Genomic DNA, 19,710 nt, shown 5'->3' with positions numbered 1-19,710 from the left:
TGACGGTGCGCACGCGTTCGATGTCACACTCCGCAGATTACCGCTCACAGCCCGAAGCGGCGCTGGAGGTCCCCTAGCTGTCCGGGAAGCCCCGGTACCCCCGACCGGCCTCCCTGCGCTCCGGAAGCCCCACCCCCGGGCACTCCGGCCTGCTGCGGCGGAGCCCCCGCGGCCTGCTCCGCCATCAGTGCCTCGCTCGACTGCAGCAGCACCGTCCCCGCCCCCACGAACTCGAACTGGTGCTCCTCCCCGGAGGCCCCGCCGAGCCCCGTCATCGCACGTAGACCGCCCATCAGGCCGGTCATGTACCCGTGGTCGTAGTGGTGGCACGGAGACGGGCAGTCGGCCCACCCGACCAGCGCCTGCGGGTCCACCCGGATCGGCGGTTCCAGGAACACCACCGGACCGTTCGACGCGGCCACGAACTTTCCGGTTCCGATGAGCGTCAGAAAACCCGGCACGATCGACTGCTTGAGCGCGAGACTTGGCTGAAAAGCAAGCAAGTTGCCCGAGCGAATGGTCAGGTTGCCGTCCGCAAGGTCATACGAATTCACGTCGAAGGCCCGGTCGGCGAGGAGCATCTTGCCCGAACCCTCCGCCACGACCCAGTCGCTCGCGTGCAGTGGCGAATGGAACGACGTACGCACCAGACGGTCCAGCCGCCCGTGCCCGATCCCGTTGAAATCGATCGTCCCGTAGTAGGCGATCATCTTCCCCTTCTGCAGGAACCACTGGCTCCCCTTGAGCTCCACGCAGAAGGTGTACGCGTTGACGTTGTCGTCGGCCGGCAGCGTCGCCGGGTCGTGGTGGACCGTGCTCACAGCTTCTCCTCCGACGCCTGGACGAACACCGTGCCGCTGCCGCTCAGCTCGAGCTGGAACGCCTCGCCGGAGCCGCGCCCCACCATGTCCCGCCAGCCCAGGGCGGTCGACAGCTTGTTGTGTACGTCACCGTGGTGGGCGACGTACGCCTGCGGATCGACGCGCACCGGACGCTGCGGGGTGATGGGCACCTCGAAGACGCCCCCGTGGGCCATCACCGCCACCGAGCCGTGTCCCTTGAGGGTGGTGGTGAACAGCCCCTGCCCGCTCACCTGGCCCCGGACCATGCCCATGACCCCGCCCTGCGACCCGAGGAACACCGTGCCCTGCTCCAGGGAGCCCTCGAAGGCGAGGAGCCGGTCCGCCTCCACGTACAGGGTGTCGCCCGCGAGGTTGATCACCTGGACGTGGTGGCCGCCGTGCCCGAAGAACACGGTGCCGCTGCCCTCGACGGTCATCAGCGGCGTGTCCTCGTTCGCCACCCGGCGCCCGATCATCGACATGACGCCGCCCTGGCCGCCGCGCAGATTCGGGGTGAAGGACACCTCGCCCTGGTAGGCGAGCATGGCGCCGCGCTGACTGAACAACCGCTGCCCGGGTGAGACGACCGCCCGGACCATCCTGGAATTGATCTCTTCGAAGGCCATGGTCAGACATCCCCCGCGATCGTGTTCCGCTCGCTCGGCTGCACGTACACCAGTCCGTCGCCCTCGAAGCGGATCTGGAAGGCCTCCCCGCCGCCCTCCCCGAACAGCGTGCGGAACGTCACACCCGACTGGAAGGACTGCCGCAGGTCCCCCTGGTGCGCGACATACGCGCCCGGGTCGACGGTCAGCGGGTACTGCGCGCTGACCCGCAGCACCACCGCGGGACCGTCGGACATGATCGCCGCCTGCCCGTGCCCCTCGATCGTCGTGGTGAACAGCCCGTTGCCCTGGGACGCGCCGCGCGTGCCCGTGAAACTGGTACCGGTCCGCAGCCCGGCGTCCGCCGCCAGGAAGTTGCTCGACTCGACGTACAGCTTGTCGCCCTGGAGACCCACCAGGCTGATCTCCGAGGCCCGGTCCGCGAACCAGCAGGTCCCCTGTCCCCTCACCTCCATCACCGTCATCTGCTCGCCGGTGATCCGCCGGGTCACCATGCCCCGGATGCCCTCACCGCCGCCGCTCAGCTTCTTGAAGGCCATCTCCCCGTCGTACGCGACCATCGAGCCGTTCTTCGCCTTGACGGCGTCTCCGGTCATGTCGACGGCGAGTACCTTGCTTCCTTGAAGTCGGAACATCGCCACAAATGCGACCGTAGCCGTCGGCGGGGCGGTCCGACAGTGCTTCCCGGCGCGCTGCGACCCCCTCGCCCGGGCGCGCCGGGGGGTTTGCCACAATGGACGCGCGCTTGTGCGTGTGTTCACAAAGCATCCGGCGAGCGCCCAGCCCGTCGACGTCCGATGACTCCCCACCGAAGGTGACCCGTGGACCTCAAGACCGCTTCCGCCCTCCGCCGCCTCCGCCTGGTCTCGGGCCCCGAGGCGATCTCGTTCCTCCTCCTGCTCGTCTGCTCCGTGCTGAAGCGGACCACTGACTTCAACGCCGTGCCGGCGATGGGCATGATCCACGGTGTCCTCTTCGTCCTGTACGTGATCTTCTGGGCGGACGCCTGGAACCGCGCCAAGTGGCCGCTGAAGACCGCCGCCCTCTACTTCGTCCTGTCGGTCCTGCCGACCGGCGGCTTCTTCGCCGAGCGCAAGCTCAAGCGCGAGGCCGAGAGCGCGGTCATCGCCTCCCGCGCCCGCCAGGAAGGGGTCGTGGGCGCATGATCGTCGCCTTCTCCGTGACGCCGCTCGGCGTCGGCGAGGACGTGGGGGAGTACGTCGCCGACGCCGTCCGCGTGGTCCGCGAGTCCGGCCTGCCCCACCGCACCGACGCGATGTTCACGTCCGTCGAGGGCGAGTGGGCGGAAGTGATGGACGTCGTCCGGCGGGCCGTCGCCGCCGTCGAGGCACGGGCACCCCGAGTCTCCCTGGTCCTCAAGGCGGACATCCGCCCCGGAGTGACCGACGGCCTCACCTCGAAGGTGGCCACGGTGGAGCGACACCTCGCCGGTCAGGAGGGGTCCTAGGAGTTCGAATCTCCTGGGCTCAGTTTCAAGACCCCTCTGACCTGTGGAAACGTGGTCAGGGGGTGTTTTTGTGTCGATTGGGGCGCAAATCTCTTGGAGGCGGACCGGGTTGTGTAGCGCTTTCTGGTTTCCTACTCGTTTGACACAATGAGGCCATGTCTGAGACGACGTACAGCATCGGTGAGGGGCCGGCGACCCGTGTCAGCCTGTCTCTGCCTGAGGGGACGGCAGAGGCGATCCGGGCCCGAGTCGGTAAGCGTGAGTTCTCCGCGTTCATTGCCGCGGCCGTCGAGCGGGAGCTGCGGGGGCAGGTGCTGGACGAGTACCTGGCCGACTACGAGAGCCGAGTGGGACCTGTGTCCGAGCAGGCGCGGCAGAGGGCGCGGCAGGTGTTCGACGAGGTGTTTGTGGAGGAGGGCCAGTGGCCCGCCGCAAGCTGAACCACGAGGGGACATTGGTCCTGGACAGCGAGGGGCTCTCCAAACTGCTCGCCGATGACGAGACCGTGGTGGCCTTGGTCGCGGAGGCGCGGGCGCGAGGCATGGAGGTGGTGATCTGCGCGCTCACCATCATCGGGGCCGTACACGCCCGCACGAATAAGGCTCGGTTGAGCTGGCTGCTGTCCGGCCTTCGTGTGATCCCGGTCGGAGATGAGGAGGCGAAGGAGGCCTCGGCCCTGTTGATGGGCGTCGGCCTGCATGGTCACAAGTACGCCATCGCTGCGGCCGTGGCTGAGGCCGCACTGCGGCAGCAGCGTCCAGTGGTCATGCTGACATCCGACATCGACGACATGACCAAGCTTTGCGGGGACCGGGTCCGGCTCGTGGCCGTGTGAGGCGGCCATCGTGTGCACTTTCACCTGACGACTTCGGGTTCCGGTATCGAAAGGCGAGACGGGGCTGACCGGCATGTGACCGGCCGGTAAGGTCTATTGCCGTGTCCAAGCCCCTCAGCCTCTCCTTCGACCCCATCGCCCGTGCCGACGAGCACTGGCAGCAGCGCTGGGGCGGCGTGCCCTCCATGGCCGCCATCACCTCGATCATGCGGGCGCAACAGATCCTGCTGGCCGAGGTCGACGCGGTCGTCAAGCCGTACGGGCTGACGTTCGCGCGGTACGAGGCGCTGGTGCTGCTCACCTTCTCCAAGGCGGGCGAACTGCCGATGTCCAAGATCGGCGAGCGCCTCATGGTGCACCCCACCTCGGTGACGAACACCGTCGACCGCCTGGTGCGGTCCGGCCTGGTGGACAAGCGCCCCAATCCCAACGACGGGCGCGGCACGCTCGCCTCCATCACCGACAAGGGCCGCGAGGTCGTCGAGGCGGCCACCCGTGACCTGATGGGGATGGACTTCGGCCTGGGCGCGTACGACGCCGAGGAGTGCGGCGAGATCTTCGCGATGCTCAGGCCGCTGCGGGTGGCCGCGGGGGACTTCGAGGAGGACTAGACCGGCTGCTCGGAGCGTCCTAGTCGAAGAAGGACGTCAGCCGCTCGGCCGCGTCGGGCGCGAGGCCCATCTTCTCCATCCGCGCCGACCCTTCCGCGATCTCCGCCGTACGGTCGAACATCTCTGCCTCGTAGGCGGTGACGGCCGCAGCAGGATCGTCGTTGTTCTCCGTGATGGCCCGGGCCAGCAGGATGCCGTCCAGCATCGCCTGATTGGCGCCGTCACCCACCGGGGGCATCAGGTGTGCGGCGTCTCCCAGGAGAGTGACATCCGGGCGTGACTGCCACCGGGTGCCGACCGGCAGGGCGTCGATGTTTCGCCCGATGAGCGATCCGGGGTCGCAGGCGTCGATCAGTCCGGTCAACTCAGGGGCCCAGTCGGGGAACAGGCCGTGCAGACGCGCCACGGTGTCGGCCCATTCGGCGTTGCCGAAGTGCTGCCGGTCGATCCAGCCGGCGTCGGTGCGGATCGTCACCGAGACGCGGATGCTGCCGTCGCCGGACCGCTGCGCTCCCAGGTTCAGGTTGTTGCCCAGGGCCATGAGGCTGCCCGGTCCGACGAACTCCGCCACGTGCGGCTGACGCCGATCGGCGTCAAGGATCGTCAGTTGGAGGTAGGCCGACAGGTGGGCCGGCTGCGCGTCCGTGAGAAGGGCGCGGATGCGGGAGCGCCCGCCGTCCGCGCCGACGAGGAGATCGCAGTCGGTCCGGCTGCCGTCGGCGAAGAACAGCCGGTGGCCGCCGGCGGACAGCTCCTCGGTGCCGGTCAGTTGACGTCCCCAGCTCATGGCGCTGTCCGGCACCCTGGACATCAGCAGCTTCCGCAGAGCGCCACGGTCGATCTCCGGCCGGCTGCCGCTGCCCGGCTCGGGGGCGTGTTCCATCACGGTGTTGCCGGCCGGGTCGAGAATCCGCAGGGCCTCGCCCTCGGGCCGGGCCTCGGCCTGAAACGCGTCGGCCAACCCCAGCTCCTCCAGAGCGCGCTGCCCCGACTCGGGGTGCAGATCGAGTGAGCCGCCTTGCGCGCGGGCGTCGATGCCGGTGTCCCGCTCGTACACGGTGGCCGCTGTCCCCTGCCGGTCGAGCATCCCCGCCAGCACCAGTCCGCCGATCCCGCCGCCGACGACAGCGATCCGCGGCTTCTTGTTCACATCGTTCACATCGTTCACATCGATCGCGTCCATGTGTCCTCCAGTCATCCGGTTTCCGTACAGCGTACGGAAATTACCGTACACCGTACGGAACGATCACCGCGTACGGTGGGGCTGTGGAGCTGATCTGGGAGCGCCCCGAACCGCGCGGCCGCACGGCAGCCCCCGTCGACCGGCGCCGGATCGTGGCGACCGCTGTCGCCCTGGCCGACGCCGAGGGACTGTCCGGGCTGTCGATGCGCAAGGTCGGCGCCGAACTACAGGTCAGCCCGATGCGGCTGTACGGCTACGTCGCCACCAAGGACGAACTGCTCGATCTGATGGCCGACGCCGTCTACGGCGAGATCGCGGCCGCACTCGACGACTCCCCCGAGTGGGAGGAGGCTCTCCTCGCGATCGCCGTCACCACCCGGGACCGCGCCCTGCGGCACGAGTGGTTCGTCGAGCTGATCGGCGGCAGACCACACCTGGGCCCGAACGCCCTGACGGTGATGGAGGCCACCGCCGCCGCCCTGGCTCGCGCCCTGGGACCGGACGGCGCCGACCGTGTCATGGTGGCCCTCGGTGTCTTCAACGCCTATCTCGTCGGCGCAGTCCGCAACGAGGTCAGCGAACGGCGCGTCAGCCGGGAGAGCGGCGCGGAAAAGACGCAGTGGCAGGCGTCGGTCGGGGCCTACCTCGGTCGTCAGCTCGCGACCGGGCGCTATCCGACGACGGAGCGGATTCTCCACGGGAAACCGCAGGGCGACCCCGCCGAGACGTTCGCCGAGGAAGTCGCCGTCATCGTCCGCGGCGTAACCCACACCGGGTGACCTCGGAGTCCGCCTGATACCGCCTCCGCCTCCGCCTCCGCCTCCGTCTTCGACTGCGTGCAGGTCGAAGTCATCGCTGTCACAGGTGCCGGCAGCGGCGGCATCGATGACAGGGCAGAGGGATCGGGCGGCGGTGCCTCGGCCTCCACCACCGCCTGGTCGACCATCGCGAGACCGTCGGCGAAGTCTCCACCGTTGAGGAGCGTGCCGGCCTGATCCCGGGCGGCGAGAGCACGGGCCAACGCGTTCGCCCGCTCCGCCGCCTGCTGCTGCTTGACCACCGCCAATTCCGCCGGCGTCATCCACCGGTGCCGCGCGGCAAGCCAGCAGATGGCGCTGTAGACGTCGGCGACCCGCGCCCAGTGCTCCGGGAGGCCCGTCGCATGCGCGCGGTTCTGCACCCCATGCAGCAGACCGGGCAACCGCTGCGTCACTCGGGCCAGGTCGGCCCGAAAGCGTTGGACAATGCCGCGCCCATGCCCTGTGTCAGCGGGCGGTCGCCTCGCTCGATCTTTCCGAGCACGCCCGGCCCAGGGGTGGCGCTCTTTACCCACGCGATGCCCTTGTGCACTTCCTGTGCGCCTTCGCCCACTCACTGTGTCGTTGACTGCCGGAGGGTGCCACTCGCTGATCACCCACTGGTCACCACCGGTTACTAGCGCACCGCTGCCGCTCGACGGGTGACCCGGGGCAAGATCTCCCGGAACGGACGGTTACGCTCGGACGCATGAAAAAGAGCGTGCTGACCCGCTACCGGGTCATGGCGTATGTCACTGGTGTGCTGCTGATCGCGCTGTGCCTCGGCATGATCGCCAAGTATGTCCTGGATCTGGGCGGCGCCGCCGACTTCACCCAGGTCGTCAGCATCGCCCACGGCTGGCTGTACGTGATCTATCTGGTCTTCGCCTTCGACCTGGGGTCCAAGGCGAAGTGGCCGGTGAAGAAGCAGCTCTGGGTGCTGCTCGCCGGGACCGTTCCGACGGCCGCCTTCTTCGTGGAGCGCCGGATCAGCCGGGAGCTGGAGGTCAAGGTCGCCGCCACCGAGGCGCCCGCCGCCGTCAAGGCGTAACCAGGAGCTCACCGGTTCTCTCACCGCCGTACGGGCACCCGTACGGCGGCCCCCCATCGACATTTACTTGGACGTCCTAGTAAATTGGGGGTATGGACGCTCACGCCATAGAGGAGGGCCGCCTTCGCTGGCAGGCCCGGTACGACGCGGCGCGCAAGCGCGACGCGGACTTCACCACGCTCTCCGGAGACCCCGTGGCGCCGGTGTACGGTCCCCGGCCGGGGGACGAGTACGAGGGCTTCGAGCGGATCGGCTGGCCGGGGGAGTACCCCTTCACCCGGGGCCTGCATCCGACCGGGTACCGAGGGCGTACGTGGACCATCCGGCAGTTCGCCGGCTTCGGCAACGCCGAGCAGACCAACGAGCGCTACAAGATGATCCTCCGGAACGGGGGAGGCGGTCTGTCCGTCGCCTTCGACATGCCGACCCTGATGGGCCGCGACTCCGACGACCCGCGCTCGCTCGGCGAGGTCGGGCACTGCGGGGTGGCCATCGACTCGGCCGCCGACATGGAGGTGCTGTTCCAGGACATCCCGCTCGGCGACGTGACGACCTCCATGACGATCAGCGGGCCCGCCGTGCCCGTGTTCTGCATGTACCTGGTCGCCGCCGAACGGCAGGGCGTCGACGCGTCCGTCCTCAACGGCACGCTGCAGACCGACATCTTCAAGGAGTACATCGCCCAGAAGGAGTGGCTCTTCCAGCCCGAGCCGCACCTGCGGCTCATCGGCGACCTCATGGAGTACTGCGCGGCCGGCATCCCCGCCTACAAGCCGCTCTCCGTCTCCGGGTACCACATCCGCGAGGCCGGTTCGACGGCCGCGCAGGAGCTGGCGTACACGCTGGCGGACGGCTTCGGGTACGTGGAGCTGGGGCTCAGCCGCGGCCTTGACGTGGACGTCTTCGCGCCCGGCCTCTCCTTCTTCTTCGACGCGCACCTCGACTTCTTCGAGGAGATCGCCAAGTTCCGCGCGGCGCGCAGGATCTGGGCACGGTGGATGCGCGACGTGTACGGGGCGCAGACCGACAAGGCGCAGTGGCTGCGGTTCCACACCCAGACCGCCGGCGTCTCGCTCACCGCCCAGCAGCCGTACAACAACGTCGTGCGCACCGCCGTGGAGGCGCTGGCTGCCGTGCTCGGCGGCACCAACTCCCTGCACACCAACGCACTCGACGAGACCCTCGCCCTGCCCAGCGAGCAGGCCGCGGAGATCGCCCTGCGCACCCAGCAGGTGCTGATGGAGGAGACCGGCGTCGGCAATGTCGCCGACCCGCTGGGCGGTTCCTGGTTCATCGAGCAGTTGACGGACCGCATCGAGGCCGACGCCGAGAAGATCTTCGAGCAGATCAAGGAGCGCGGGCTGCGCGCCCACCCCGACGGGCAGCACCCCGTCGGGCCGATCACCTCCGGTCTCCTGCGCGGCATCGAGGACGGCTGGTTCACCGGCGAGATCGCCGAGTCCGCGTTCCGCTACCAGCAGGCGCTTGAGAAGGACGACAAGAGGGTCGTCGGCGTCAACGTCCACACCGGCTCCGTCACCGGCGACCTGGAGATCCTGCGGGTCAGCCACGAGGTCGAGCGCGAGCAGGTGCGGGCCCTGGGCGAGCGCAAGACCGCCCGCGACGACGCGGCCGTACGCACCGCCCTGGACGGCATGCTCGCCGCGGCCCGCTCCGGCGGCAACATGATCGGACCGATGCTGGACGCGGTGCGCGCCGAGGCGACGCTGGGCGAGATCTGCGGCGTGCTGCGCGACGAGTGGGGGGTGTACACGGAGCCGGCGGGGTTCTGAGGGGGGGGGAGGGGGTCGACGCCGGGGGTGCCCCCCTACGGACCGCCTGATACGCCTCGCCCTCTACGCACCCGAGGCGCGGAACGTGCGCCGGTACGCCGACGGGGCGACCCCGGCCTCCGCCGCCAGGTGCCGTCGCAGCGAGGTGGCGGTGGCGAAGCCGACCTCGTGGGCGACCCGTTCCACCGGCAGGTCGCTGGACTCCAGCAGGTGCCGCGCCCGCCGCAGCCGCTGCTGCGTCAGCCAGCGGCCGGGGCTCAGGCCGGTCTCCTCCCGGAAGCGCCGGGCGAAGGTGCGAGTGCTCATCGCCGCGTGTGCGGCCAGCTCGGCCAGCGAGAGGGGCTGTGCCAGCCGGTGCAGCGCCCAGTCGCGGGTCGGACCGGTGCCGGTCGCGCTTGCCGGTGGCAGCGGCCGCTCGATGTACTGCGCCTGCCCGCCGTCCCGGTACGGCGGCACGACGCAGCGACGCGCGACCTCGCCCGCCACCTCGCTGCCGTGATCCTGGCGCACCAGATGCAGGCAGACGTCGACGCCGCTCGCCGCGCCCGCGGAGGTCAGCAGGTCGCCGTGGTCGACGAAGAGCACGTCGGCGTCCAGCTCGACCCGGGGGAACAGCTCCCGGAAGTGGTCGGCGAGCGCCCAGTGGGTGGTGGCCCGGCGCCCGTCCAGCAGACCGGCGGCGGCCAGCAGGAAGGCGCCGGTGCAGATGGACACCAGCCGGGTGCCGGGGCGGACGCGGGACAGAGCGGCGAGGGCCCGCGGGTCCGGGGTGGCGGCCGAGGCGGCGGTGACGGCGTACGGGGGGACGACCACGGTGTCCGCCCCGGCCAGCACCTCGGGACCGTGTCCGGGCGTGACGGTCAGGTCCGAGTCGGTGCGCACGGGCCGACCGTCCACGCTCGCGGACAGCACCTCGTAGCGGCCGTCGGCCGACCCCAGGACCCGGTGTGGGATGCCGAGTTCGAAGGGGTAGACGCCGTCCAGGGCGAGGACGACGACCCGGTGGGCGCCGGGCCGCGGGTCCGGGCGCATGCAGCGCTCCAGTTCGGCCGCGCGGGCGGCGGAGTCGATGAGCATGGCAGAAATGTATCGGAAGATGACCTTCTTGCCATCGCCCCGGGCTGCACCGTACGGCCAGGATCGGGGCATGACCTCGACGGACACCTCTGCGAACCCCGCCTCCCCGGACCCGGCTGCCTCCCCGGACGCCGCCCCCGTGATGCTCGCCCTGCACCAGACGACCCTCGGCGGGCCCGAGGTGCTGCGGCTGACCGAGCTGCCCCGGCCCGCACCCGGCCCCGGCGAGATCCTCGTCGCCGTGCACGCGGCCGGCCTCAACCCCACGGACTTCAAGCACCGCGCCCTGAGCATCTTCCTGCCGCCCCCGCCGCTGACCCTCGGCTGGGACGTCTCCGGCACCATCGTGCAGACCGGCTTCGGCGTCACTCTCTTCCGGCCCGGCGACGAAGTGTTCGGCATGCTGCCCTACCCGCACGGGGCCGGCTCCCACGCCGAGTACGTGACCGGACCGGCCCGTGCCTTCGCCGTCAAGCCCGCCGGGATCGACCACATCCAGGCGGCCGCCCTGCCGCTGGCCGCGCTCACCGCCTGGCAGGCCCTCGTCGACACCGCGGACCTCCGGGCCGGGCAGCGCGTGCTGATCCACGCGGCGGCCGGAGGCGTCGGTCACCTCGCCGTACAGCTCGCCAAGGAGCGCGGCGCGCACGTCACCGGGACGGCGAGCGCCCCCAAGCACGACTTCCTGCGCGAGCTGGGGGCCGACGCCTGCGTCGACCACCGCACCGAGGACTTCACCGACACCGCCGAGCGCTACGACGTCGTCCTCGACGCCCTCGGCGGGGAGACCGCCACCCGGTCCGTGGGCGTGCTCCGCCCCGGCGGCGTCGTCGTGTCCCTGCTGCCGGGGGACGCGGACACCGGGGCCGCGGCCGAGAAGGCCGGGGTTCGTGCCGTCGGCCTGCTCGTCGAGCACGACCGGGCCGGGATGCGCGCCATCGCCGAACTCGTCGAACGTGGCCGCCTGCGCGCCCACGTCTCCGGCACTTTCCCGCTCGCCGAAGGCGCCCGGGCGCACGCCCAGGGAGAGACAGGTCGCACCACGGGAAAGCTGGTCGTCACCGTGCGCTGAGCGGCTCGGGCCGACCGCGTCCTACGGGGGCGCGGCCGGTTGTGGGTTCGGCACGGTCTCCGTGTTCTCCTCGGCCGCGCCGGCCAGACCCCACAGCAGCACCTGTGTCGGGCCCCGCACCCACTGCCCGTCCGAGACCCGGGCGCTGACCAGTGTGCGGTGCACCACCGCGCTTGCCACCACGTCGAAGATGAGGTCCGCCGCGCAGGCGGCCTCGGCCGGGTAGGTCTCGGGGGCTGGTTGCTCGGGGCGTCCCCCGACGACGCGCTGTGCGAGCATCCGCGCGTCGATCGTCGAGCGGCAGAAGCTGGGCATGGGGCGAGGTGGCACCCCCTTCGACGCGGTTCCGCCTCTTTGGTAACAAGGCGATCAAGAGTGATTGCTATTTGTCCTCTATGTCGCCACCTGTGAGCGTTCGTGAAGATCCTTTGACCTTCCCGTGAAAGATCATTCGTGGCAGGGTCGGATGCGTAAGCGGCGGCGCCGGCTCGTGGGAGGGGCGAGTGCTGGCGCATGCCGTGAAGTGTCGTGTCGCGGGGGGCGGTGCGCGTCTTTTGCTCTGCCTGTCATGCCCATGGTTGATGCTGCCGAACGACACCGCGACAGTTGGGCAGACACGAATGCCATCGGTCAGAGACGTCGGCAGACGCCGACGACGTATGCGCGATGCCGCACGAAGAAGCATCGGCGGAACGGCCCTCGTCACCGCAGCAGCCGTCCTCATGGGCTTGGTACAGGCTCCACCGGCCGCAGCCGACACGGCACCAGAGGAAGATACGGGACTCACCCGCAACAGCATCGGTACGGAACGCCGACTCGATCGCTGTCTCACCGGGGTGGCACTTCACTTCGGTGGCGCCGAAATGAAGGCCAAGGCCATTGAGGGGCTGACCGGCACACCCGATGAACTTCGGGCCATCGTGGGCGATGTCGGCTGGATCGGGCTCGAGCCACTCGGCCAGGCGCGAGACGCCGACACCGCTGCCGCCGGCGACTACGCCGACGCGTCCAAGGCCCGTGCGGCGGCACTGGACGAGGCCAACAAGCCGTATGTCGAATCCGCCTACACCAGCGACGACATGGAGTGGGACCCGCCGGAGTTCGACGCCGACATCCTGCAGTTCACGCTGCACACACAGGACGAACTGGCGAATCGGCTCGGCTGGGACGGGCACAGCAACGCCGGTGCCGAAGCTGTCGCCCGCGCCAGGGAGATCGCAGAGGAGAACGACGGCAAGGACTCCTGGAACGACACCGCCGTCGCGGACATGCTCCGCGATGAGGAACTCAACAACATCGACTTTTCGCTGGGCACCACGGCCAGCGACATCGCGTCCTACCTGAGGCACGGCGGTTTCCTGACACAGGCTCCCGTCGAGGGATCGGCTGAGTATCGCGTCGAGGTCGAGGCTCTCAAGCAGGCCTGGGCCGCATGCGACAGCCAGAACCCTGTCGACGCCCGCCGTGTACTCAACGGCCTGGTGATGACCGCCATGGCCGAGTGGGAGATGGAGTACGCGTCCCAGGCGGCCCCTCGCGGAACCATCATCCAGGCGGAGGCCGACGCGGCTGCCGCCACCCGCGAGGCCACCGACGACATGATCGAGGCCATCGGGCAGGCCTGGCTGGCAGACCAGATTCTCACCTGGCAGAAGTACTGGCAGGACACGCTGGCTGTCGACCCCGAGGCTCTCGGGCAGCCCGACCAGGCGCTCTACGACCAGGCCGACGCAGACCTGGCCGCAGCGCGCGACAAGATCGCCACACTGGTCACTTCCGCCGACCAACATGCGGAGACCGCTGGCACCTCCGCGCAGAGCGCCGTAACCGCCCAGCAGGAAGCGTGGGCGATCGCCGACACCAACCATGTGCCGCGCGGCCGTGGCCTCATGTACGCCCAGCAGTCGGTACAGGTCGCCCGAGCATCCAGCGCTGCGGCCGATGCTGCCGCGAAGGCGACCCGGACGGCGCTGGATGCCGCCAATGCCACCGTCGCCGACAGCGACACGCTGCTGGCCAAGGCGCAGACCGAATCGCATGCGGTGAACACCGAGTTCCGCCGTGTTGCCGCACAGGAGGCCGCCGCCCAGGCAAAGGCTGCCGCTGACACAGCGGAGGCTCAGGCCAAGGCTGCCACCGACAGTGCCACGACGGCGAAGACCGCTCAGAGCACCGCGGAGGACGAGGCCGAGCAAGCCCGCACGGCCGCTGCCACGGCGCAGAGCCAGCGAGCCAAGGCCGAGCTTGAGCACGCCACGGCTGTCGCATCGCGGGTCACCGCGGCCACCGAACGCGCCAAGGCCAAGGAGGCCGAGACCGAGGCGACGAACCAAAAGACCGCAGCGGAGACGGCCAAGACGGCGGCTGCGACGGCCGCCACTGACGCCAAGACCAAACGGACGACCGCGGACGAGAAGGCGAAGGACGCGCAGACTGCCCGGGAGAAGGCTTTCGCGGCCCTGCGCAACAAGCAGGCCACCGCAGCCCGCGCCGCTGCGCTCGAAGCTGCGGCATCAGCCGCCGAGGGTACAGAAGCGGCTGGTGAGACCCGGGAAGCCGCCGACAAGGCGCGTACCGCCGCCGGGCAGGCAGCCACTGCCGCCACTACGGCGCAGACAGCCGCGGACGAGGCCACCGGTGCTGCGGTAACCGCCCGCTCCGCCGCAACCAAGGCCGAAGGCACCGCGAAGCGCGCCCAGGCCAACGCAGACAAGGCGTGGTCCGCTTACCTGGACGCAACTGGCGCCGCCGCGACTGCGCACGCCGCGGCAGCCGAGGCACTTGATGCGGCGCAGGATGCCGCCTTCCGCGCCGACTCGGCAGCCACCGCTTCGGAGAACGCCACTGAACTCTCCAAGAAGGCGGCAGAGGAATCCACCACTGCCGCCTCTGAGGCCGACGCCGCTGTCAAGACGGTAGGCACGGCGGTGGGCCGCGCCTACGCTGCGGGGCAGTCCGCACTTGCCGCTAGGGACAGCGCCACCCAAGCGATAGCCGCGTCCAACAACGCGATCGCCGTCGGCACTCCGTACAAGGAGACGGACAGCTCGGCGGCGTTCGCCGTACTCGTCGGCCAGTCGTCGAAGACACTGGCGGAGCAGCAGGCTGCTGCCGCGGAGGCGAAGGCGACCGAGGCGACCGAGGCCGCACAGACTGCCCAGCAGGCCGCAGAGCAGGCCCTGGGCGATGCCAAGATCGCGGCAGAAGCTGCCGCCCAGGCCGCCAGTGACTCGGTGCGTGCCGTCGAGGCCGTCGCCAGAGCCCAGACATCTGCGACCGAGGCCACAACCGCGCAACAGGCCGCGGACAAGGCCGCCGGTACTGCCTCCGATCATGCTCAGCAAGCCGGTGACGACGCTGTGAGCGCCCGCCTCACCGCCAACGAGACGGAAACTGAGGCTGCGGCGGCCGACCGCGAGGCCACAGAGGCCGAGCGCGACGCCGCTCGGGCCGCTCAGGCTGCCGACCGTGCTTCCAGCGCCTCCGCGGATGCTGATGCCGACGCCACGAAGGCGGAACAGGACGCCAAGGAGGCCGAAGCCAAGGCGGCTGACGCCGATGCCGACAGCAATGCGGCGGAGGACGCCGCGGAGCAGGCCGAACAGGAACAGCGGGAACAGAACGAGGCCGAGCACAAGGACGCTTTGGAGGACGGCAGCACGCCCGTCGCGGGCGGTGCCGGCAACTGGCCCGCCCTCGGAGAGCGGGAGGAGCAGATCCTCCTTGACGCCTGCGGTCAGACCTGCGTCGACGAGTACCGAGCCGCGCTCGCTGCCGTCTCCGTGAACGTTGTGGAGTGGACCGGGAACCATGGCGGTCAGATCCTTCTCGACCAGCTCGGCGTCGCCAAGGTCAAGCAGTGCCTGGCCGAGGATGACGTTGAGAGCTGTCTGTGGTCCCTCGTCGACATTCCCGCCTCCGCGGTCATCGTCGGCCGGATCCCCGCGCTCGCCGAAGCCATTGAGAAGGTCAGCACTGGTATCAGGCAGATCTTCGTCGACGCCGACAACGCCCAACGCAAGCTGACCGAGCTGACCGAGCTGATCAGCAGTGTCCGCAGCACTCCCCGTCTGGAGCAGTGCGTCGCGGGAGTCGCCCTGCATGCGGGCGGCTCCAACATGAAGGCCAAGGCCATCGAAGGCCTGACTGGCACCGCTGACGAACTGCACACCATCGTCGGTGACATCGGCTGGATCGGGCTCGAACCCCTGGGCCGTGCAAAAGCTCAGGACGTCGCGGACGCGATCGCCTACCGGGACGTGTTCACCGGTCGCAAGACCGGTCTGGAGGATGCGAACCGCCCTTACGCGCTCAGCTCGTTCAGCGACGACATCACGCTGCATGCCCCCGAGTTCGGAGCGGAGGTGTTGCAGTTCACCCTGTTCACTCAGGAAGAGCTGGCGAACCGGCTGGGCTGGGACGGGCACACCAACGCCGGCTCGGAAGCGATCGCGCGGGCCAAGGAGGTGACCGAGGAAAACCGAGGCAAGGACGCTTGGAACGACTACGCGGCGGACATCATGCTGCGCGAGTCGAACCTGAACAACACCCGCTTCTCAGGCGGCACCACCGCCAGCGACATCGCGTCCTATCTCAAGCACGGCGGCTTCGTCACCAAGGCTCCCACCGAAGGCTCGGTGGAGTTCCGTCTGGAAGTGGAGAACCTCAAGCAGTCCTGGGCATCGTGCGACAGCGCGGACCCGATCGATCCCCGCAACAAGCTGAGCGCGGTCGTCTCTCAGGCGAGCGCCGAGTGGAACTCGGAGTACGCGGCCCAGGCCGCGCCGCGCGCCGCGATCCTGCAGGCCGAGGCCGACGCCTCGGCAGCCACGCGAGCTGCCACGGACGACATGATCGAGGCCATCGGTCAGGCGTGGCTCGCCGAGCAGATCCTGCTCTGGCAGAAGTACTGGCACGACGAGCTCAAGGCTGACCCGGACAACATCCTCAAGCCCAAGCAGGCCCTGTTCGAACAGGCCGACACGGACTTGGCCAAGGCACGAGGCAAGGTGGCGGCGCTCGTCACCACCGCCAAGGAACAGGCCACCGCCGCGTCCGCCGCCGCCACCCGTACGGTGACGGCCCAGCAGCAGGCCTACGAGATCGCCGACGCCAACAACGTTCCGCGCGGGCGTGGTCTGACCTACGCCCAGCAGTCGGTCCAGGTCGCCCGCGCGTCGGGGGCGGCAGCGCAGGCGGCGGCCAAGACCACGGAAACGGCCCTCAATGCGGCCAACGCCACCGTCTCTGAGACGAAGGCATTGCTGGCGCTGGCCAAGACCGAGGCCCACGCGGTGAACACCGAGTTCCGCCGTGTCGCCGCTCAGGAGGCCGCGAAGCAGGCAAAGGCTGCCGCAGACAGCGCCGACAAGCAGGCGTCAGAGGCTGAGACCAACGCCGCGACCGCCAAGGCCGCACAGGCCACGGCGGAGAAGGAGGAAGGAGAGGCCCGGCAAGCGGCGGCTACGGCGCAGGGACAGCGCGCGGTCGCGGAACTGGAGCGGGCCAACGCGGCGGCGGCGAGGGCAACTGCCGCGAGTGAGCGTGGCAAGGCCGGCGAGGCCGAGCAACGGGCGCAGGAACAGCGCATGGTCGCTGGCACTGCCAAGGACGCTGCCGTCTCGGCGGGTGAGGCTGCATTCTCGGATATGGAAGGAGCATTCCAAGCCGAGACGGATGCGAGGACTGCCCGTGACAAGGCAGTGCAGGCGGAAAAGGACAAGAACGCTCTGCTCGCCCGTGCAACGGCTGCGGAAGCGGCGGCGGCCGCAGCCGAGGGGACGGACTATGCGACGGAGGCACGGGAGAACGCCGTAGTGGCGCGCGCTGCGGCCAATGAGGCGACCAAGGCAGCTGCTGCCGCATGGGACGCGGCAGACGAGGCCACAACCGCAGCGAAGAACGCGCGCGCCGCAGCCACACGGGCCAACGCAGCGGCCGAACGCTCCCGGTCGGCTTCGGACGGCGCGTGGGCTGCCTACATGACCGCGACTGGCTCCGCAGCCAATGCCCACGCCGCAGCGGCCGAGGCGATCGACGCGTCGGAGGCAGCCGCCACAAACGCCAAGAACGCCGAGGCCGACTCCAAAAAGGCGGCAGAGGCCGCGGTGACCGCCAAGACTGAAGCGGTGGCCGCTAAGAGCGAAGCGGTCGAGACCGCGAAGTGGGCCGCCAAGACCGCGGGTTACGCGTACGCCACTGCGCTGTCCGCCACTGCGGCGCGGGACACCGCCATCCAGGTGGCGACACCGGCAAACGAGGCCATCGGCCTCGGTACCCCGTACCAGCAGACTGATGCCTCCGCCGCGTTCGCCGTGCTGAGTGGCCAGAGTGCGTTGACCCTGTCCGAGCAGCAGGCAGTGGCAGCCGAGGCCAGGCAAGCCGAGGCAGCGGAGTTCGCCATCGAGGCACAGCGCCTGGCGGAGCAGGCCGAGGCCGACGACAAACTGGCGGCCGAAGCGGCGGCTTCCGCGGCCAAGGACAGCGAGCGCGCGGCACGCGCGGTCAAGCGTGCCCAGACGGCGGCGAAGGAGGCCTCCACAGCGGCCAAGGCGGCACAGACGGCCGCGGACAACTCGTCCGCGTACGCGCAGCAGGCCGGCGACGAGGCGTTCTATGCGGGATTCGCCGCGAATGAGGCGGAGTCCGACGCGACCGCGGCCGACCGCGAGGCCACGGAAGCGGAGCACGACGCGGCGAGCGCACGAGCGGCGGCCACCGCTGCCGACCAGGACGCCACGGCCGCCCGTGGGGTTGCTACTGAAGCGGAGCAGAACGCCACGAAGGCCGAGCAGTCGGCGGCCAATGCCCAGGGATACGCGAACGAGGCCGAGGACGCCGCGGCCCGTGCCGAGGAGGAGGAACGGAAGGAACTGGAGGCTGAGCACAAGGCCGCCATGGCAGGTGGCGACACGCCAATCCTGGGAGGAAGCGGCTCCTGGGCCGACCTCAGTGCTTCAGACGAGGAGATCCTTCTCGCGGAGTGCGGCCAGCAGTGCGTCGACGACTATCGCGCGGCCATGAAGGCCGTGTCCATGACCGTGGTCGAGTGGATCAAGGCGAACGGCGCCGACATCCTGCTGGAGCTCGTCGGTGTCAATGACTTGAAGCGTTGCCTCGGTGAGGGGGACGTGGAGAGCTGCCTGTGGACCCTCGTCAATGTCGCCGCCATCGCGGTGGTGTTCCTGAAGTTCAAGGCGGTCAGCAAGGCGATCGCCACGGTCAGTTCGGGCATCGGAAAGTTCTTCGACAAGGCTGAGTGGGGCAAGCGCACACTCAATCGGCTTCGTAAACTGATCGAGGAAGTTCGTAAGGCTGGTCACAAGGCCCCGTTCTGCCTAGTCAAGGCCGCCACGGGTGTGAGTGTCCGCACTTCTGGGAGCAAGGTCGCCACCGGCACTTACGCCGGGTACCGTTCCGGTGGCGCAGTGGTCACTGCAGCCGATGATGGGGCTCCTTGCCTCAAGGCAGTTACGGCCGGAAGGAACTTCAGGACCCACTATCTAAAGCATAGGGCGTTGATGGAGAAGATTCTCAACAAGAAGTACCCGAAGTGGAAGGAAGACGAGGGGGCGGCCTTCCTCTCCGATCTCTTCGAGCTGATACGGTCTGGTCGACTGCGCTATGAGGGCCTCGGCACTCTGAAGAAGGACCAGCCAGCAGGGTTGATCTTCCGCGGTGAAGGGGTGACCCTCGTTCTGGAGACCAACGGCAATTTCTGGACTCTACTTGAAGCTGGCATGGCGCTCGACAAGACAGTCCGCATGGTGACCTGAGATCAGCTAGGAGTGCAGTGGTGGGCGACCTGAAGAAGCTTCTTGAGCTAGTAGAAGGAATGACTGCCTGGGACGTCTATGTTCCTGGTTTCCTTGACCGAGACAACGGAATTCCTAAATTCATGCCGCTGTCAGACAGGGTGTACATCGCTCTGGAGGATGGTTATTTGAGCATGGAATCGGTCGCCGGTGGGGGGCAACTTGCTTTGCATCGGGTGCTCGAGCCAGTAGCGCCTGCTGCCCTTGATGGAGAGGACGAGGAGTTCACCTTGTGTTCCTACGGTCAACTCTTTCTTCAGGGAACCCCCACTCCACTCCCCTTCACGCGGATTCGAGCGGTTGTCAACAGTGACTCGGACTCCCAGCGGGCAGTGTTCCGTTGCGTGGAATTCACCTTCGGTGGTTCGTTCGTCCTATTCGCTGACCCCGCCTACTATTTCGGTGTCCATCTGGAAGGTGTTGGGGCGTACGAGCGTTGGTTGCGGAGCGATCCGGCAGTGTCAGAGTCGTCGGGTCCGATTCGTGAGCTGACCTGGGTGCGTTGACAGCCGAGAGCACGAAGAAGGGCCAGCCCGTGAGT

The 19,710-nt window shown here is 69.0% G+C and carries 17 protein-coding genes; 11 read left to right on the top strand and 6 right to left on the bottom strand.

Annotation, left to right across the window (positions count from 1 at the left end):
* Positions 1-44: 44 nt before the first annotated feature.
* Genes KUM40_RS15490 through KUM40_RS15480 form a run of 3 tightly spaced genes read right to left on the bottom strand, consistent with a single transcriptional unit; the run spans position 45 to position 2,103 of the window.
* The gene (locus tag KUM40_RS15490) at positions 45-821 is read right to left on the bottom strand and encodes an AIM24 family protein (RefSeq protein ID WP_217166545.1); all 777 of its coding nucleotides are present in this window, start codon (positions 819-821) and stop codon (positions 45-47) included.
* Positions 818-1,468, bottom strand: coding sequence for an AIM24 family protein (locus KUM40_RS15485; protein WP_217166544.1), 651 nt, complete (start codon positions 1,466-1,468; stop codon positions 818-820). Before KUM40_RS15485 ends, KUM40_RS15490 begins: the two co-directional genes overlap by 4 nt.
* A gap of 2 nt (positions 1,469-1,470) precedes the next feature.
* Positions 1,471-2,103 carry an AIM24 family protein gene (locus KUM40_RS15480; RefSeq protein WP_217166543.1) on the bottom strand — a complete coding sequence of 211 codons (633 nt, stop codon included), beginning with the start codon at positions 2,101-2,103 and terminating at the stop codon, positions 1,471-1,473.
* A gap of 186 nt (positions 2,104-2,289) precedes the next feature.
* Between KUM40_RS15480 and KUM40_RS15475 the strand changes: the two genes are divergently transcribed.
* The 5 genes from KUM40_RS15475 to KUM40_RS15455 all read left to right on the top strand — a co-directional run bounded on the left by KUM40_RS15475 (position 2,290) and on the right by KUM40_RS15455 (position 4,382).
* Entirely contained in the window at positions 2,290-2,634 is a 345-nt protein-coding gene (locus KUM40_RS15475) for a DUF3817 domain-containing protein (RefSeq protein WP_217166542.1), read from the top strand.
* Positions 2,631-2,936 carry an MTH1187 family thiamine-binding protein gene (locus KUM40_RS15470; protein ID WP_217166541.1) on the top strand — a complete coding sequence of 102 codons (306 nt, stop codon included), beginning with the start codon at positions 2,631-2,633 and terminating at the stop codon, positions 2,934-2,936. Before KUM40_RS15475 ends, KUM40_RS15470 begins: the two co-directional genes overlap by 4 nt.
* A gap of 155 nt (positions 2,937-3,091) precedes the next feature.
* Positions 3,092-3,376, top strand: coding sequence for a hypothetical protein (locus KUM40_RS15465; protein WP_217166540.1), 285 nt, complete (start codon positions 3,092-3,094; stop codon positions 3,374-3,376).
* Positions 3,358-3,771: a DNA-binding protein gene (locus KUM40_RS15460; RefSeq protein ID WP_217166539.1), complete on the top strand. Its 414-nt coding sequence runs from the start codon at positions 3,358-3,360 to the stop codon at positions 3,769-3,771. The genes KUM40_RS15465 and KUM40_RS15460 overlap by 19 nt, the downstream gene beginning before the upstream one ends.
* 101 nt (positions 3,772-3,872) lie before the next feature.
* Positions 3,873-4,382, top strand: coding sequence for a MarR family winged helix-turn-helix transcriptional regulator (locus KUM40_RS15455; RefSeq protein WP_217166538.1), 510 nt, complete (start codon positions 3,873-3,875; stop codon positions 4,380-4,382).
* A gap of 19 nt (positions 4,383-4,401) precedes the next feature.
* On the opposite strand, the gene KUM40_RS15450 is transcribed toward KUM40_RS15455, so the two are convergent.
* Complete coding sequence (locus tag KUM40_RS15450) at positions 4,402-5,565, bottom strand: NAD(P)/FAD-dependent oxidoreductase (RefSeq protein WP_217166537.1); 1,164 nt, start codon at positions 5,563-5,565, stop codon at positions 4,402-4,404.
* An 83-nt stretch (positions 5,566-5,648) separates the two neighbouring features.
* Between KUM40_RS15450 and KUM40_RS15445 the strand changes: the two genes are divergently transcribed.
* From KUM40_RS15445 to KUM40_RS15435, 3 genes are all read left to right on the top strand, one after another.
* Positions 5,649-6,344 (top strand): TetR/AcrR family transcriptional regulator, encoded by a 696-nt coding sequence (locus tag KUM40_RS15445; RefSeq protein ID WP_217166536.1) that lies wholly within the window; start codon positions 5,649-5,651, stop codon positions 6,342-6,344.
* Positions 6,345-7,071: 727 nt separating this feature from the next.
* Entirely contained in the window at positions 7,072-7,413 is a 342-nt protein-coding gene (locus KUM40_RS15440; protein ID WP_217166535.1) for a DUF3817 domain-containing protein, read from the top strand.
* A 92-nt stretch (positions 7,414-7,505) separates the two neighbouring features.
* Positions 7,506-9,206 (top strand): methylmalonyl-CoA mutase, encoded by a 1,701-nt coding sequence (locus KUM40_RS15435; protein ID WP_217166534.1) that lies wholly within the window; start codon positions 7,506-7,508, stop codon positions 9,204-9,206.
* Between the two features lie 63 nt (positions 9,207-9,269).
* On the opposite strand, the gene KUM40_RS15430 is transcribed toward KUM40_RS15435, so the two are convergent.
* A complete protein-coding gene (locus KUM40_RS15430) occupies positions 9,270-10,283 on the bottom strand; it encodes a GlxA family transcriptional regulator (protein WP_254395153.1) in 1,014 nt (337 codons plus the stop codon).
* A 70-nt stretch (positions 10,284-10,353) separates the two neighbouring features.
* Between KUM40_RS15430 and KUM40_RS15425 the strand changes: the two genes are divergently transcribed.
* On the top strand, positions 10,354-11,355 hold the full coding sequence (locus KUM40_RS15425) for an NADP-dependent oxidoreductase (RefSeq protein ID WP_217166533.1): 1,002 nt from the start codon (positions 10,354-10,356) through the stop codon (positions 11,353-11,355).
* A 21-nt stretch (positions 11,356-11,376) separates the two neighbouring features.
* Here KUM40_RS15425 and KUM40_RS15420 read toward each other — a convergent pair whose 3' ends face one another.
* Positions 11,377-11,670 carry a hypothetical protein gene (locus tag KUM40_RS15420; protein ID WP_308401156.1) on the bottom strand — a complete coding sequence of 98 codons (294 nt, stop codon included), beginning with the start codon at positions 11,668-11,670 and terminating at the stop codon, positions 11,377-11,379.
* A 344-nt stretch (positions 11,671-12,014) separates the two neighbouring features.
* On the opposite strand from KUM40_RS15420, the gene KUM40_RS15415 reads away from it, so the two are divergent.
* Both KUM40_RS15415 and KUM40_RS15410 read left to right on the top strand, forming a co-directional pair.
* Positions 12,015-19,130 carry a hypothetical protein gene (locus tag KUM40_RS15415; RefSeq protein WP_217166532.1) on the top strand — a complete coding sequence of 2,372 codons (7,116 nt, stop codon included), beginning with the start codon at positions 12,015-12,017 and terminating at the stop codon, positions 19,128-19,130.
* A gap of 20 nt (positions 19,131-19,150) precedes the next feature.
* Entirely contained in the window at positions 19,151-19,675 is a 525-nt protein-coding gene (locus KUM40_RS15410; protein ID WP_217166531.1) for a hypothetical protein, read from the top strand.
* Positions 19,676-19,710 lie beyond the last annotated feature (35 nt).

This window comes from Streptomyces sp. AC512_CC834, from assembly GCF_019049325.1.
Lineage (GTDB): Bacteria > Actinomycetota > Actinomycetes > Streptomycetales > Streptomycetaceae > Streptomyces.
The sequence above is the reverse complement of the archived record's forward strand: the minus strand, read 5'-3'. Positions and strand labels throughout refer to the sequence as shown.